The 17,857-nt window shown below is 36.3% G+C and carries 12 protein-coding genes; 1 reads left to right on the top strand and 11 read right to left on the bottom strand.

Features of this window, described 5'->3' with window-relative positions; all coding sequences use genetic code 11:
• The 10 genes from HZI73_RS11170 to HZI73_RS11125 form a co-directional block, all read right to left on the bottom strand.
• Positions 1 to 729: an ABC transporter ATP-binding protein gene (locus tag HZI73_RS11170; RefSeq protein WP_212698308.1), complete on the bottom strand. Its 729-nt coding sequence runs from the start codon at positions 727 to 729 to the stop codon at positions 1 to 3.
• Between the two features lie 282 nt (positions 730 to 1,011).
• Complete coding sequence (locus tag HZI73_RS11165; RefSeq protein WP_212698307.1) at positions 1,012 to 1,821, bottom strand: carbohydrate ABC transporter permease; 810 nt, start codon at positions 1,819 to 1,821, stop codon at positions 1,012 to 1,014.
• A complete protein-coding gene (locus tag HZI73_RS11160; RefSeq protein WP_246552464.1) occupies positions 1,818 to 2,699 on the bottom strand; it encodes a carbohydrate ABC transporter permease in 882 nt (293 codons plus the stop codon). Before HZI73_RS11160 ends, HZI73_RS11165 begins: the two co-directional genes overlap by 4 nt.
• A gap of 58 nt (positions 2,700 to 2,757) precedes the next feature.
• Complete coding sequence (locus HZI73_RS11155) at positions 2,758 to 4,080, bottom strand: ABC transporter substrate-binding protein (protein ID WP_212698306.1); 1,323 nt, start codon at positions 4,078 to 4,080, stop codon at positions 2,758 to 2,760.
• A 273-nt stretch (positions 4,081 to 4,353) separates the two neighbouring features.
• Entirely contained in the window at positions 4,354 to 6,411 is a 2,058-nt protein-coding gene (locus HZI73_RS11150; protein WP_212698305.1) for a helix-turn-helix transcriptional regulator, read from the bottom strand.
• Positions 6,412 to 6,667: 256 nt separating this feature from the next.
• A complete protein-coding gene (locus tag HZI73_RS11145; protein WP_212698304.1) occupies positions 6,668 to 8,002 on the bottom strand; it encodes a HAMP domain-containing sensor histidine kinase in 1,335 nt (444 codons plus the stop codon).
• Entirely contained in the window at positions 7,992 to 8,684 is a 693-nt protein-coding gene (locus HZI73_RS11140; protein WP_212698303.1) for a response regulator transcription factor, read from the bottom strand. The genes HZI73_RS11145 and HZI73_RS11140 overlap by 11 nt, the downstream gene beginning before the upstream one ends.
• A gap of 257 nt (positions 8,685 to 8,941) precedes the next feature.
• Complete coding sequence (locus HZI73_RS11135) at positions 8,942 to 9,436, bottom strand: gamma carbonic anhydrase family protein (RefSeq protein WP_212698302.1); 495 nt, start codon at positions 9,434 to 9,436, stop codon at positions 8,942 to 8,944.
• 74 nt (positions 9,437 to 9,510) lie between these two features.
• Positions 9,511 to 11,511 (bottom strand): methyl-accepting chemotaxis protein, encoded by a 2,001-nt coding sequence (locus tag HZI73_RS11130; RefSeq protein WP_212698301.1) that lies wholly within the window; start codon positions 11,509 to 11,511, stop codon positions 9,511 to 9,513.
• Positions 11,512 to 11,787: 276 nt separating this feature from the next.
• The gene (locus tag HZI73_RS11125) at positions 11,788 to 13,788 is read right to left on the bottom strand and encodes a methyl-accepting chemotaxis protein (RefSeq protein ID WP_212698300.1); all 2,001 of its coding nucleotides are present in this window, start codon (positions 13,786 to 13,788) and stop codon (positions 11,788 to 11,790) included.
• A 340-nt stretch (positions 13,789 to 14,128) separates the two neighbouring features.
• Between HZI73_RS11125 and HZI73_RS11120 the strand changes: the two genes are divergently transcribed.
• Positions 14,129 to 14,719 (top strand): flavin reductase family protein, encoded by a 591-nt coding sequence (locus tag HZI73_RS11120; protein WP_212698299.1) that lies wholly within the window; start codon positions 14,129 to 14,131, stop codon positions 14,717 to 14,719.
• A 6-nt stretch (positions 14,720 to 14,725) separates the two neighbouring features.
• On the opposite strand, the gene HZI73_RS11115 is transcribed toward HZI73_RS11120, so the two are convergent.
• A complete protein-coding gene (locus HZI73_RS11115) occupies positions 14,726 to 17,854 on the bottom strand; it encodes a S8 family peptidase (RefSeq protein WP_212698298.1) in 3,129 nt (1,042 codons plus the stop codon).
• Positions 17,855 to 17,857: the final 3 nt, after the last annotated feature.

Below are 17,857 nucleotides of genomic sequence, written 5' to 3'. Positions count from 1 at the left end.
TTAAGCCTCCTGTTTCATATTTAATCCTTTTAGAATGTCATCACGGGTTTCATCAATCCTTTCAATGAGCCCATCCCGTACATGAATAACACGATCCGCATACACGGCTGTTTCCATATCATGGGTAACCATGATTAACGTTTGATGATTCTTGTGAATCATTTCCGTAAAAAGTTCCATGACCTCAATGGTCGTCTTGGTATCAAGGTTACCTGTGGCTTCATCCGCAAAAACAATCTCTGGTGTGCCTACAAATGCTCTGGCAATACTCACACGCTGTTGCTGTCCCCCGCTCATCTGAGATGGTCGATGGTCAAGTCTGTCACCTAACCCTACAGCTGTTAACATCCGCTTGGCTTCATGATGACGTTTCTTCTTATGAAGACCACCAAATATCATGGGCATGGCTACATTCTCCAGAGCTGTTAAATTGGGTAATAGATTATACGATTGGAAGACAAACCCTACATGCTGCTGTCTGAACCGAGTGACTTGTTCTTCATTCATCTTCTCAATGTGTTGCCCTTTAATGACGATTTCTCCTGCAGTTGGTTTTTCAAGTCCTGCAATCATGTTCAGTAAAGTGGATTTGCCTGAGCCTGAAGTACCTAATATACAGCAACACTCACCTTTTTTTATCTTAAGATTAATCGCTTTTAAAGCTTCTACTTTTTCTGTACCCATGTGATATACTTTTTTTAATCCTTTTATCTCAATGATCGTGGTCATAGATTCCTCCATTTCTGTATGTTAATGTATAGGGTTATGGTGGATGGCTGGCGAATACTACCCATTATGTTATAGGATACACCTTGCCATATAATGACTTTTTTCTTAATTTTTTCTTAACATAGGTACAATGGGTCTCTTGTATTTTAAAAACAACAAAAAAGTAGCCCTTTGGACTACTTGATTCCTAAACATATAAAAGCCATGGTCATCATTCTACCATGGCTTTTTATCTACTATAATAATCGACGAATAAACACTTATCCATATACATGCTAACGTCTAACCTTTTAGGCCATTTAATGCTATCCCTTCAACAAATTGCTTTTGTAAAATGACATATAGAATAAACGGCGGTAAAAAAGTAACCGTTGTACCAGCCATTAACAAGCCGTAATTGGTAGAATAATTACCCTGCAATAAGGATAAACTCAAGGTTAATGTATTCATTTTACTATTGTTAACCGTAACTAAAGGCCATATAAAGTCATTCCATGAGGTAACAAAGGTAAAGACGGTCAAGGAAATGAGCACCGGCTTAATCAAAGGAATAATCACTGAGAAAAAGCTTCTTATTTCGCCACATCCGTCAATTCTTGCCGCCTCTAACAATTCGTCAGGCACGGCCTCAATGAATTGCTTGGTTAAGAATACCCCAAAAGCATTGATAATGGGTACAAACAAAGCCGTATAGGTATTGAGCAAATCCAGTTTATTCATGATGATAAATAAAGGCACAATAATCGCTTGCCCTGGTACCATTAAGGTTATGAGATAGATCCAAAAAATCTGTTCTTTTAGAAAGAACTCTTTTTTGGCAAAACCATATCCTGCCATGGACGCAATTAAACAGTTAAAAAAGCAGGCACAGCTAACAACGATAATACTATTTTTCAAAGAATTAAGGAAGTTAAAATTCCTATATAACGCTTTATAATTAACGACATTCATTTCATTGAAATTGAATCTCAGACCAATGTCCGTATTTTGAGTAAAAGATGTCAAAACCATGATAACAAAGGGTATGATGGCTAGAACGACGGGTATAACGCATAGTAAACTTACCACATACAATGGCCATTTCTTTTTCATTTTACCCCTCCTGTCTTTCTGTCAAATGTTGCTTTTTGAATCACTGAAACACATAGAATCATGATCAGCAACAAGATGGATATGGCACTGGCATAACCCATTCTATATTCTTTGAATGCAGATGTATAGATATTCAATACAAGGGTATTGGTTGCAAATCCAGGACCCCCACCGGTCATGGTATAGACAAGGTCAAATACTTGAAAAGACCAAATGGTTCCTAATGTGACAACAAGATAGGTAATGGGTTTTAACATGGGCAACGTGATGTTAAAAAACTGTTGTACAGGTGTGGCACCATCCACTTTTGCTGCTTCATATAAAGATGAAGGTATGTCCATAATACCAGCATAATAGATGACAAGAAAATACCCGACACTTTTCCATATGGCAACAATACAAATACTAATCAGTGCTAAATCTTTATCGCCTAACCAGTTAATGTTAGAAATACCAATAACACGCAATACATTATTAATGAAGCCCCCATCTGTTCGCAAGAAAATCCGCCAGATACTTCCCACCAATATCATGGAAGAGATAACAGGGATAAACAAGGAACTTCTAACAAAATTACCCCAACGATTTCGACATAACTTAGCTAAAAGATTGGCTAAAACCAAAGCAAGTATGGTTTGTGTTGGTACAACGATAATGGTATAAACAAATGTGTTCCTCACTGCCGCACGAATAAAGGGATCTTTTATAAGATAACTATAGTTTTTTAAACCTGCAAAAGTAGACGGTTGTACGATATTATAATCCGTAAAACTATAGTAAAAATCCATGATAATTGGGATGACATAACAGGCAATTAAGATAAGCACACTGGGTAGGATAAAAAAATACCCCCAATAATCATTTTTTGTTCTTTGCATAATAATCCTCCAATTAATGCATATGTCACCTCAGAGAGGCGACATATGCCAGCAATTTCTATTGTTCAGATACTACTTTACTATACTCTTCCACGCCTTGGAGCGCTCTTTCTGGCGTCATTTCTCCTAACATCATTAACTGTAGGTTTTTTTGGAGATATTCGTAGATTTGAACAGAACCTTTTACAGGTGGTAGTGAAAATAGAGCATCTGAATCATCATCATACAGTCTTTTAAATCGTTCATCATCCATGTAAACACCATCTTTTGTAATGGGTGCAAAAGGTGACATATTATGGAAGACTTCCATGGCTTCTGGTTTTAATACCGTTGATATTAATTGATATGTAAGCTCTTTATCTTCTGCGGATTCAAGCATAACTAAAGAATCGACAGCTGTAAAAGTTCCTCTTTGCTTATTAGTGAGGGATGTTATATAGTCAAAGTTAATGCCTGCATCTGCAAATTTTTGTGCCTTGTTTGTGGATATAACTGCAAATGCAACTTTGCCAGATAGGAATTTATCGATTACATCGGATTCACTTAGGGATGTAACACTTTCATCTAAAATTTCGTGTTTAAATCTTAAATCATATAAAAATTGAGCTGCTTCAAGACCTTCTGGAGAATTGACAGTAAAATTACCATTCTCATCAAATATCTGGCCACCTGACTGCCATAAGTATGGGTAGAAAATTTCATTCAGACCGCCAATTTGAGGCTCATTCCATTGTTGTATGAATGGATAGATATCAATTGTTCCATCACCATCCACATCGGATTCAATCTGTTTACATGTCTCAACAAATGCATCCCATGTTGTTGGTATTTCCGTAATACCGTTAGCTTCTAATATATCTTTATTATAGTACATGATTCTAGCATTCCCTACTACAATTGGTAAAGCATATTGCTCACCTTTCATAATACCCTTTTCATCGTATAGGAAGTTATCTTTTTGCTCTTGTGTCACATACTCTGTCATGGGTGCTAGAGCTCCCATTTCAATGAAATCAGCGATCATTTCTAGATACATATACCCTACATCAGGACCATTTCCTGCGGTAATTGCTGTTAAATACTTTTCAGCATATCCGCTCCATGGTATAATTTCAATCTCAACCTTAACACCTGTTTCTTCCACAAAAGGCTTGGTCATTTGTTGCCAAACTTCAAGGTCCATTGCACCTTCAGAGTCAGAACCAAAAGGCGGCATCCATACTTTGATGGATTTAACTTTTGATTGGTTACCATCTTGGTTTGCTACGGTTTTGTCATTACTTCCCCCATCTTTTTCAGAAGTTGAATCTTTTTGTTGACACCCAACAGCTGATGCCACCAATACAAGAAATAGCATCATACATACCATTTTTCTTAACATTGTAAACACTCCTTCTACCTTTATGTTTTTTTCGGTTACAAGTGGTATTGTACAACCCTATTCATTGAATTTAAATATACATTTTTCACAGCAAAAACCATCCATTTATTTTTTTCTTTGTGAACATATGTTTTTCACAAGTTATATTGGTTTTTCATCCATGATTTATATACATTTTATTAACACATTAATTTTCATCAGCTTTTAAGGTTTTAACACTGTCATCATATACAATTTTTGCAAGTGAAAAATTTGTATACCTATGCATATATGCTAATTCCCTTGTTGATTTTCACCACTGAACTGTCCAGGTGTCATCTTTTCATATTTCTTAAATACCCTTATAAAATTAAGGTCACTTGAAAATCCCACTTTATTCGCTATGTCTTTGATGGTATATTGATGCGTTACCAGATAGGTCTTAGCTTGATCAATACGCTTACGATTCATGTATTCAACCACACCAACACCGTAACATTTCTTAAAATTTCGTGATATATAGGATGTACTTACATTGAGCTGTTCGGATATATAGGTCAAACACAAATCACTGGAATGATATTGTGTTTCAATGATTTGCTTAATGTTTTCACCAAGACGGGTGATGGTTTCATCAGGCACACGACATGTATGTCCAAGGTTATCCAATATGGTTATAATCCATTGTATGAGTTGCTTATTTTCCGTGCTTGATAACAACATGGATATGTAATAACCTTTATCAGCACATGCTTCTTGGTTTAATGCTTCTATGACTTGATTGGTAACAGCATATTTCCTCCCATTATAAATAACAGGATACAACTGTTTGCTCAGATACGTATTCACCACATCTGGTGTCATATAGCTGGCTTCTTTGTATTGTTTATTCAATAGGTGCTTTTGCCACTTCATAAATACTTTACTGGTATTATTATCCGAACCTTCATCGGGCTGATAATAATTGATACCTTGTTTTAACTCATCAATTGCAGCTCGGTGGGCTTGATAGCTTAAAGCGGCAATGGTTGCCACCTGATCTGTGGTTTCACTCACACCCATTTTTATTTTTTTGTCTTTATGTTGCCAGTACCCATAGACCTGCTTTATTATTCTATCCTTGATATCATCATCTTCATGGTTAATTAAAAGAACGATTTTTTCTCTATCTTTTGAAGCAATTAAACTAAAATCTGTTGCTTTTTCTTCTGTTTTCTCTATAAAGTCAAAATAAGATTCAACCTCCCCTAAACCAAATGGTTCTAAGAAAACAATAGAAGCAAAGGTAAAATAAGTGTAGATAAGGTCCACATCGTATCTTTTAATAAGACGGGATATTTCAGCATAGTCCTGTTCTGCATAGTCTAAAACACGGTCGATAAAATCTTTATTCGCTCTTCTTCTTTTAATGCGACTTTCCTCAAGTAAGCGATCGATTTGCTTTTCAATTAATAGTAACTCGTCCACATTTTCATTATCGGGAATATTAAGACTTTTAACCATATACTGAATGGGTTTTAGATTGTTTTTAACTAACAAATAGGCTAAGATCCCACCAACTCCAAGACATATCATTAAGAAAAGATAAGAGATATTTCTAATTGTATTAACGTTTGCCAGGATTTCTTTCTCACTGGATATTAATGTCATTTCAATGTGTTGTGTACCAATATTTTCTTTTATAACGATAAACTCATTTTTTATATCCACGTGATGCTTATAATCTTCATACGTGGTTATGAGTGTGTCATCACCTACTATGGTATACGTCTCTATACCAATAAGTGTTCTTGGCTTTGTACGGGTCATGACTTCAAGTAATTTTATGATGGCCTCTTGACTTACTTCTGCAACAAGTATATAGTCTATATCTTTCTTACTGTTCAGTGGCATGCTTTTTTTCAATAGTAATGTACTCCCCTGAACCAAATCATCCACAATCTGATAGCCAAACCCTTCTTGGGTTATCATGGCTAACCATTTTTCATAACCTGCAATTTCCTTTTCCTTTAAATAATAATAGTTTTTACTATTAAAACTACCAATATTCCCAACAACATAATCGGACTTAGGATAATAAATATAAAGGTTTTCTAAAAAGTTATTACTGGAAACCGTGTATTTAACATCTTCAATCATATCAAATAATACTGTGTTTTTGAAAGCTTCATGATCTGTTATAGGGGATAGCCGTTTGGTTTCTTTTAATAACTGCAATTGGGTAGTGGCTTGATTAATACCTTCTAATTGAAGATTGATGGCTTCTTTTAAATAAGCCACATCTGATTGATGACCTTTTTGAACACTATCCGAAAATCGTCTAATAAATATAAGATTAAATATGAGAAACATGCTTGTAATTAATGTAATGACTAAAAAAAATGAAACCAACCATCTCTTTTGTCGATTGAGTTTAATAACTGTTTCCCCCTTTCTTATAAAAGAACATGGAACTAGTATACCACCATCCCATTAACGTTGCAATCTGAAAAAGCAAAGGACATTGGCCGTCCTTTGCTACGCTTTATGCTTATCCTCATATATTTTCCTATAATATGGATGTTATTCAGCTTTTATGAGATAGTCTTCACAAATGCTTTTATATGGGCTAATTTTGAAACAAATCAATGACAATGGTAAATCGTCTCTCAGCGATATGGGCTTGAATCTCCCCTCCATGCATGGCTACAATTTCTTTGCATATAGCCAAACCAATACCAGCACTTTCCATGGTTCGATCCGATGTAAAGAATCGATTAAAAATATCTTTCTCCGATAATTCAATACCATCTTGGATGCCATTGGCAATTTCAATCCGATAACTGGTTACATCATCATAGGTGATCAAGGAGATCTCTTTATCTGGGTGAGCATATTTTAATATGTTCTTAAATAAGTTTTCCATCACCCGATTAAACTTATCAACATCAATCAAGTACGGCTTGTCACATGCTTGTACTTGAAATTGAAGATTCAAATGCTTCTCTTCTAATAAGGACGCCCATTCATAACACGTCTGGCTGATATACCTGCTTATATGTATCGGTGAGCTGTGTAACTGCATTTGTCCATTGGATAACATGACATATTCAAATAACTGCTCAATAAGATCCCCTAATGCCGTTGATTTATTAAGACAAATATCCAGATACTGAGGATGTATATCACCTTGATTATCGTAATTGTCTTTGAGTAATGTTAAGTACCCTGTAATGGATGTCAATGGGGTTCTAAGATCATGGGATAGATTGGCTATTAATTGATTTTTAGCTTGTTCGTCAAGCTTTTCTTTATCTATTCGGCTTTTTAAAGCTTTACTCATTTGATTAATGTGCCTGGCAACATCTGTAATCTCGTCGTTTCCTTTGATAGGCACTTGGTGATCAAGTCTACCCCCTTCTAGTATATCTAAGCCTTGGCCAATTTTCCGAAGATACTTCTGCTTTCTACTGATAAAATAACTTAAACTGATAACAAATAAAGTAATGAACCCAATGATAAACATAATGCTAACGATCGTATAATATTTGCCTATTGTGTCCAATTTAACGGCAAGAATATAGATGTGATCTTCTGTCACCACATATTGATATTGATAGATTGGCCATGGTTCATATTCTTCTAGTAACAAGATTTCTAACTCATCTTTATTATAGATCCTCACATCCAACACATATGGCAAATAGCGTTTTAGCTCTTGATCCAATAAATATTGATTATAATGATTTATCTTATTCGCTTTTATATACGTTTCTATTTCCGAAAAAATAGCATTTACTTCCAAATCAATTTTATCTAACTCTTTTTCGTATTTCTTTTCCGCAAAACTTTCATACAGGGAGCTAATACCATACATACCAAAAGCAGCAATAAAAAAACTTAAAAGAATCGCCAAAAGAAATTCTACTTTTAAACGGTAATGACGGGGCTTTCTACTTTTCAATTTTATAACCTACCCCCCATACGGTTTTTATATACTCGTTTTGAAAGCTGGTTTTTAGTTTATTTCTTAATTTCTTAATATGTACCATAACGGTGTTAGCGGATACATCGATAAATGCTTCATTCCAGACACTTTCGTAAATATGTTCAATGCTGAATACTTGCCCTTTATGTTGTGCAAATAATAATAAAATATTAAATTCTGTACGGGTCAGGTGAATTTCTTTCCCTTCTCGTTTTACAACATGAGCTTCTTTATCAATTTCTAAGTCTTTTACATAGATATTCTGATGATTATCCTCCATGGGGGCATGAGCCCCAAGTATCCGATATCGCCTTAGAACTGCTTTTACCTTTGCTACTAAAACAGGGGGTATAAAGGGTTTTTTGATATAATCATCCCCGCCAACAGATAAACCAAATATCATATCTGAATCCTGTGTTTTAGCTGTTAAAAAAACAATAGGTATGCTGCTTATTTTTCGTATTTTTGTACATGCGGTAATACCATTCATAACAGGCATCATCACATCCAATATGATTAATCCTGTTTCGTCATCTATTGCTTCAACAGCCTCTTTACCATTGCTAACTGTAACGACTTCAAAACCTTCATTTTCAAGGCACACTTTGATTAACTCTCTGATTTCTAATTCATCATCTGCTACAATGATTTTTTCCATCTTAACACCTCTTTTTGGATTTTACTCCCTAACCATTGGTTGCCCATTGGCGATCTTATATAACCCACTCTACATCATTATGTCCCATAGACCTTACTGAAACATGAAGGATATCTTAACTTTTTCTTAATATTTTTTCTTTTTTACAAATCGTATTGGTATAGAAATTATGTAGCGTCATTTTTTATGAAACCCTTCCTGAATGCAATAAAACCATATATTATTTGACATATTTGCCACATAATATATGGTTCATTTTACTTATACTTACTTGCTGTATCCACATAATGTTCGGCGGATACCTTAAGCTGTGCTTTTTCTTGTTCCGTAAGCTCACGAACAACTTTAGCAGGTGATCCTAATATAAGCACTCCAGATGGGAAGCTTTTATAACTCGTTACAAGACTTCCTGCACCAACCATACTGAATGCATTAATAACAGCCCCATCCAATATGATACTTCCCATACCGATTAAACTATTATCATGTATGGTGCATCCATGAATAACACAATTATGACCAATGGTAACATAGTCACCTATATGAACAGGTGCATCGTCACATACATGTACGGTACTGTTATCTTGTATATTGGTATATTTCCCAACGTTAATTTGGTTAATATCGCCTCTTAGGACTGCCCCAAACCAGATACTAGACTTTTCACCAATCCTTGTATGCCCAATCACATCAGCACTAGGCGCAACATAGGCACTTTCGGCAATTTGGGGTTTACAACCTTCATCATTCATGATTATCACCTCAGATTTATATGGAGCTAGGACTAGTATAGCATAGATTCAATGGTTGTGTATATATGTATGGATTAATCTACTTTAAATCGGTTAGCTAATTCTTCTAAGGTCTTCGCCAGTTCACTGACACCTTCACTGTTATTAGCAATCTGTTCCATAGAAGCTGATTGTTCCTCTGTAGAAGCTGAAGCTTCTTCCGTACTAGCTGCATTCTCTTCAGCAATAGCTGATAAGTTCTGAATAACATCCAGTATTTCAGCCTTTTTGTTATTCACGATATCTTCTGTCTGGACAACCTTCTCCATACTCTCTTGTGAATTTTGGATAGCGTGTGCTATCTGCTTGTATTTTATTTCTGTTTCTCTTACACTAGCAACTTGTATCTCAACGGTATCTGTCACAATTTTTATTTTATCAACTGCATCATTGGCATTGGTAACCAGTTCATTGACAATCGCATCAATTTCTTTTGTGGATTCCGTGGACTGCTCTGCCAGTTTACGAATTTCTTCGGCAACCACAGCAAATCCTTTACCTGCTTCTCCTGCACGAGCCGCTTCAATAGCTGCATTAAGTGCTAATAGATTCGTCTGTTCAGCTATGGATGCTATCACCGTACTGGCACCACCTATTTTTTTAGAGCTTTCATTGGTATCCATAATAACACCGTATATATCCCTTGCTGATTTTCCACTTTCTTCTGTTTGTCGAATGAGTTCTTCAATTTCTATGAGACCTATCTCTACCAAATCAACAACTTGTTTGGAGCTGACTTGTAACCCTTTCATTTGTTCTTTTTCTTCTTCTACCAACGTTCCAAGTTCCATGGCTGTTTCTGAACCGGATTCCGTGTTACGGGCTTGGTCAGAAGCACCTCTAGCAATTTCTTCTATGGTTGAAGCCACTTCATTAGCTGCTGTAGCCGCCTGTACGGTAATTGTGGTCATCACATCTGCGGAATCACTTACACTCTTGGATATGGTTGTGATTTGCTTAATGAGATCTGTAAAGCTCTGCTGCATTCTTATTAACGATTGAGCGATGACACCTACTTCATCTCTTCGCTTAACATATTGTTGTAACTGCTTGTCATCAAGCCTTAGATCATACTGAGCTAATTGGTTCAGTACAACAGATACCTTTTTTAATGGTTTTGCTATCATACTACCAACGATATAGACAAAGATAAAGGTGATTATAATGGCAATCACAGCCGTTAATAAACTATTCTTCTGCATATCCCCTAACTCAGATATCACTTCATCAATGGGTGCGACAATACCAATGGACCACTGGGTACCATGAACAGGTCCATAGCCCATAATAGAATCTTTATTGTTCTCTGTGAATTGACCACTGCTTATCTCTTGATTGGTCATTTTATGAATGATACTTTCTAGTTTGGTTTCTTTTTTTTCAATGGCATCTTCTAATATGTTAAATTTATTGATCACTTGATCCACATCGTGATGGGCTACCATTTGTCCTTCGTGATTAATAATAAATGCGTATCCTGATTCACCAATCTTAACATCCGAAATAATGTTGCTAAACTCTCTTGCATCCTTTACACCAGATAACACACCAACAATCTTATCATTATGTTTTACAGGTGTTGCATAAGCAACGATGGGCAAACCATCAATTTTACTTTCTAATACATCTGAAATAACAGTTTTACCTTTTGTGGCCTCTTGAAAATATAACCGGTCACTTACATCTTGTGGCTTACCATTTGTAAAATGAGCAGTTCCATCTAGCTCAATATAATCCATAAAGATGTAACCACTTATCTCCTCTTCTCTTCTCAACAAAGTCATCTTATCTCTGATGGCTACACTGGGATCACTTATTTTCTCCATGGATGCGATTTTTTCTAAAACCCGCATTTCTGTATTAAGCCTTTCGGATACGACTTGAGCTGATTTATCTGCTATGATTTCCAGATGATTACCTGTTTTGTTAATGAGTGCGTCACTGCTTTGAAATAAAGATACGAGCGATAATCCCCCACTTAATAGTATAACAATGACACATATGGATACGACTAATCTTGTTTTAATACTCTTCATATCTGTCCCCTTTATAGTCAACATAATTGTCTAAGATTCAATTTTATTTTATCTTATATTGTAAAATATGTCAATAATTACCTTTTTATGTACTATTATAAAAACCTTTGTCAAGAGGGTATTTTACTACACTGGAATGCTATATTAAGAAATATTTTTTTATAGAATAGATGCAGATAAAGCGTATAAATGTATTGTATAAAATGTATAATTGATCATTTATACGCTTTTTGTATGTTGACATTAGAACAATGAACCTATACTTTGTTAATCAAGCTATATCTTAAATTTAGAAGCTGATTCGTCTAAAGTATTGGCAAGGGTAGATAATTGGTTACTTGTCTGAGCGATGACTTGGATGGAAGCCGCTTGTTCTTGGGTAGATGCTGCCGCTTCTTCTGTACCAGCAGCATTTTCTTCTGCTATGGCTGATAGGTTCGTCATGACTTCTAATATGTCGTCTTTTCGTTTTCTAAGTTCTGTACCCATATCGTTTAACTTAGTCACACTAGACCCTGCTTCTGCAATAGCTTGTGAAATCTCTTGATAGGTACCTTCCGTTTCTTTAACACTGGTTATCTGAGCTTGTACAATCTCAGAAACTTCTTGTATCTTGGTCACTGCATTATTGGCGTTACTAATGAGCTCATTTACCATCATATCAATTTCTTTAGTAGACTCTGTTGATTGTTCTGCCAGATTTCTTATTTCATCAGCTACCACTGCAAATCCTTTTCCTGCCTCACCAGCACGTGCAGCTTCTATGGCTGCATTCAATGCTAGCAAATTGGTTTGCTCTGCTATGGCAGCAATCATGGTACTTGCTTTGCCAATCTTCTGGGTGCTTGCATTGGTTTCTTTGATGGCTTGGAATATCTCATTGGCTGAACGACCACTTTCTTCCGTTTTATCAATTAAAGCTTCAATTTCAACTAACCCGTTGTTCACAAGATTGTTAACCTGCTTGGTATTATCATTTAACTCTGTCATAATCTCATGTTCACGTTCAATACAATGACCTAGCTCGTAAATCGTTTCTGAACCTGTTTCTGTATGTTTTGCTTGGTCCGTAGCACCTCTAGCAATCTCACCAATGGTTGTGGCTGTTTCTTCTGCTGTAACAGCCGTTTGCCTTGTTACGTCGGACATGGATTCAGATGCATCCCGTACATCTGTCGACACGTGCATGATGTTTTGTATAAGACCAATAAAATTATCGTTCATTTTAGATAAGGCATTGGTAATGGCCCCAATTTCATCTTTACGTTTATAGTAGTGCTTAACATGTACCATGGCATCCTTGCTTAACTCATAGTCGGATAAGCGGTTAATGGACATAACAAGCTGTTTTAGTGGTTTGGCAATCATCTTGCCAAACAGGTAAATAATGATGAGACTGACGCATAGAATAATAAGTGTTGTTTTGAGGCTTGATTCACTCATGGTATCAAGTTCACTTAAGACCTCATTAACAGGTGCAACAACACCCAGTGACCAATTAGTACCTTCAATGGGTGCATAACCCATGATGTATTGTTCACCATCTTCGGTATAGTCCCCACTTCCATTTTGTCGTGCAATCATTTGATTCACAATAGCTTCTTGTTTTGTCAACTGATTGTCTTGAGCGTGTGTTAACATATTGACTTGATCTGTGACTCGTTGATAGTCCAAATCAGCCACAATTCGCCCTTCATGGTTCACAATAAATGCTTGTCCCATGTCACCAATTTTTACATCTGCAATTAATTCACTAAAACTAGCAGCATCTCTAACCGCTACCAAGGTGCCTATTATACCACCATTTCGATTAATGGGTGTCGCATAAGTGACGATATCTGTCCCGTCAATTTTGCTCTTCAAAATATCGGATATAACCGTTTCGCCTTGTATCGCTCTTTGAAAATATTCTCGGTCAGCCAGGTTTTCAGGTTTACTATTGGTGACTTCTCCCTGCCCCTCTCTGTCGGTGAGAATCATAAACTGATGGTTATTTTTTCTTACCTCATCTTTTAAGGCGTTCATTTTTTCTCTCATGGTATAACGTTGTTCAACAATTTGTGATTTAGATGCAACAGCTTCAAGAACTTTTTTTTCTATGTTAATTCTTTCAGCAATAACTTGAGCCGATTTCTCTGATATAATTGTGAGGTTATTTTTCACCTTATCTAGTAGTGCTTTAGAACTCGTTGTGTAGGATACGAAAGCCAGTATGCTGCAAGACACTAACACAATAATCGATGTGACCACAATCAGCTTAGTTTTAATACTTTTCATCTTTCATCCCCCTTCCTTACTTTCCAACATTCTACCTTGTTTACCAAATCTTGTCAATATTTGTTCATGACAATAGGTAACAAGTCTTAATAGTCTCTTAATATAATAAAGCTTATTTTGTGATTACCACTATAAATAAAGAATATTATCGTAATTAGTCGTATATTATTGTCATAAAATTATTCTACAATAAAAAAAAATATCTTCAATAATAACGCTTTCAGGATGGGTCATACCATGCTATAATAACCATGTCGGTATACCTATTACATCGACCTTTTATTTGCAAACCATGAGCATGCACTTCATGCAAATTATTTTAACGAAAAGGAGTAAGCATATGGCTAAAATACAATGGAAACCTGGGAATATGATCTATCCTCTGCCAGCCGTTATGGTATCTTGCGGTACCGAGGCAGAAAACTATAATATTATTACCATTGCATGGACAGGTACCCTTTGCACCAATCCACCCATGACCTACCTTTCCATAAGACCTGAGCGCTACTCATATAAAATCATCAAAGAAACGGGCGAATTTGTTATTAACCTCACTACTGAACGTTTAGCAAAAGCTACAGATTATTGTGGTGTCAAATCAGGACGGGATATCCATAAATTTGAAGCCATGAAGCTAACTCCTGTGAAAGGTGTAGCCGTTAAAGCACCTCTTATAGCAGAAAGTCCTGTTAACATTGAATGTAAAGTAACCGAGATAAAACCCCTAGGTTCTCACGATATGTTTATGGCAGAAGTTGTAGCTGTCAATGTGGATGATGACTATTTGGATGCACAAGGGAAATTTCACCTGGACCAAGCTGCTCCTATCTGTTATTCCCATGGCAACTACTTTGGTTTAGGCAATAAACTAGGCTCTTTTGGTTTTTCTGTGGCAAAAAAGAAAGTAAAAGCCAAGAGAAAAGGGCGTTAAAACCCTTTACTCTTCTTTTTTCGCTTTATGAGCAAATACGATGATAAGAAGTATCAGACAAATGATAATAATAGCACTTAAACCAATTACCAACATACTGTATAAAGGATATTCTGTTTCATCATCTGGAAAATCATCCACTAAATGACGTTGACGCATATCTTTTTCACCTGTATTTTTTTCATCTATATTTTTTTCAACTGTACCTTGATCCCTTACCCTATCCTCTTTTCGTCTTTTTATCTTGCGCTCTTTTATTTTTTTATCTTGACGCTCTTCTGTATCATTGGGTTCATCATAGGTTTTAAATAACAACTCCAATAGGGACCTATCCGGATTCTTACTGTCTTCGTCTTCTAAACCATCATTGAATCGGATATCGTCATTAATGATGACTTGAAACGTAAATGTTGTGGATTGCTCCTTAAAATTATGAGCCGTTACATTGAATGTATAGACACCTCGCTCATTACCTTCAAAAAACAGGGTATCCCCCATGACGTAGCCTTGGTCCACCGTATAAAACAATTCATCTTTACTAGAGAAAACCTCAGTCAGATTAAGTTCAAATGTATGATAGGGCTCAATGGAAAATACATGCCGTGCATGCTTTAGCCTGGGTGCTCTTCTTCTGGCATTCTTATAAAAAGTACCACCTTTAACAATCACTTCTGCATCGGTAAAAGCCATGGGCATTATAAACTCGCCTTCCAACTCAAGCCTTAATCGATAATACCCATCTGGTATATGTTCATAGCTAAAATCATACATTTCATATGGTTCAATGCCTTGATAGGTATCGTTGTAACTGATATTGCCTTCATAGGTTTTACCTGTTATGGTATTTTCTAAAATCAGTTTCAACTTCTCACTATCCATGATATAACGATTATCATAGTCATCCATAATTTTCACAAGCACTTGACGCTTCTCATTAAAATAATGAAAGACGAATGCATTGGTCAACGTGTTGCCAAAGGTGATCTTGGCTTCATCATGGTTCATCAAATCAATGTCTTTATAGAGACTCAATCCATCCAACCCATGGTTTAATGTTGCATAGAACCGATAGCGATTAGAATTATATAAAACAGGAGTTATATTCTCTAACTTATCAAAGGCATTATAGGATTCATAAGGAACCGGTACGGTGTCCATGTAAGCCACGTGGGTCAGTAACTCCTGATGTTTATTGGCAATATTGGATGTATCCACAACAACTTCCTTTAAGTTATGTTCATCTAAAATGAGGTAATAGTCATTTTGTAGGGTATACAAATAACTACCATGATTAGCCGATATGAAAACCCGATGTTCACCATAATCCAACAATAACTCTTGTTGACCTTGACTAATATCGAAACCAACCCATTGGTACTGATTTTTAATCCCGTCATTGACAGACATATAGATATTGGCGTAACTGGCTTCCTCATAAAGTATGGTTTGAACCTCAACGGGTTTAAAGGATTTCTGACCTGTTGTCAGGAGTTTTTTGCAATAGATGGGTACTTTATGACCGTCATTGTTCATATCAGCTGGTTCACATATAGCCAATAGATAATCATATGTTTCCAATAAGCTTGCCATATCTAAGGTCATGTAATAACGCCCATTTTTAAAATACCCTTGCTGTTTATCGTCACCCAGATAAATAATGTCTTCATTATCAATACCGCCACTTAATCTTAAGATATAGTCTGTTGATAATTCGTGGCGTTCATTATACACTTCAAATACGAAGTTATAATCTAAAACTTCAATGGTATAGGTATCCATCTTCTTTCGTTGGTCTGCTTCTTCCAAATAAACATCTACTTGATGCTTACCAACAGGAAGGTCCACGTCAAATGTAATGGTAAAGTAACCTTCATCTTTAATAGCGTAGGTATAGGCATCTCTGCCATCTATAGCAATATGTACCCTTCGATTACCTGTTGATGAATATACTTTTAAGTAACCGGATGTGTAGGGTTCGAACACTTTTTTCCGAGATATGATGTCAAAAGACTCGTCCATGGAAAAATTGTTCACGTTTACAATGCCATGGCCATAAGCCTTGTCTTTCAGATCTAATCCCACATCATCACTGTAAACACTCAGTAATTCTTCCATGACAGGGGTATTTACCTCAGGATTCTGCAATCGCATCATACCAGCAATAGCGCTGATATAAGGTGCTGCAAAAGATGTACCGTCTTCATGATAACCATCTAATAAAGCATCTATTTGCTCACCAGGTGCTGCAATGTCAATGGTATCACCATAATTTGAAAACAGGCTGACATTGTCGTTCTCATTAACGGCACTCACCACAATAATGTCATCTTTTCCCGCAGGGTATACATGCTTAGTATCTATACAATCGTTTCCTGCTCCGGCTACGATGATTATATCCTGTTCAAGAGCATCATTAATAGCATCATCTAAGTGTTTGGAAAAGCCCATCCCAACCAACGATAAGTTAATCACCTCTGCGCCATGTTCCATGGCATAACGAATGGCTCTTGCAATGGTTGAATCATGACCTGTTCCATCATCATCCAGTGTCCTAAGTGGCATGATTTTAATATTTTTCGTTGTTGCATTAGCTATAATACCAGCAACACTGGTTCCATGCCCATTACCATCTTGTGGATCATCATCCTTTTCTATAAAATCATAACCATCCACTAAGCGATTATCAAATAGTGGCATGCTAGAATCAATGCCACTATCAATGACCGCTATGGTTATTTCCCCTTTCATATCTTTTAACATCTCTTTTAAGGCATTAACACCTGTTCGCTCATAAGCGGCATGTCCAATGTTACCTTGATTCACATGCGTTGTTGTGGCTTTTCTTATGTAATCGGGTTCTTTGTATATCACCGTATCTTCATGTTGAATGGGGTCCTTTAACTTAAGTATGGTGTTTTCCCCTTCCACCGTTGCCCAAGCAATATTGTCAAGAGCAATACTGATAACTTCTTCCCCTTCATTCACATGACCCTTAGGCCATACCAGAACCCGTTCAACAGAAGCCTTTTCTAATGCTTCTATAAAATCATGCCCTTTATGATCCGTACCATAAGCTGTTACATGCAAGATTATAAGTAAACTGCATAACCCAATTATTCCTTTAATTTTACGCATCCC

It is taken from the genome of Vallitalea pronyensis (genome assembly GCF_018141445.1).
In the GTDB taxonomy this organism is placed as follows: Bacteria; Bacillota; Clostridia; order Lachnospirales; family Vallitaleaceae; genus Vallitalea; species Vallitalea pronyensis.
This window is presented reverse-complemented; position numbering and strand designations above follow the sequence as displayed.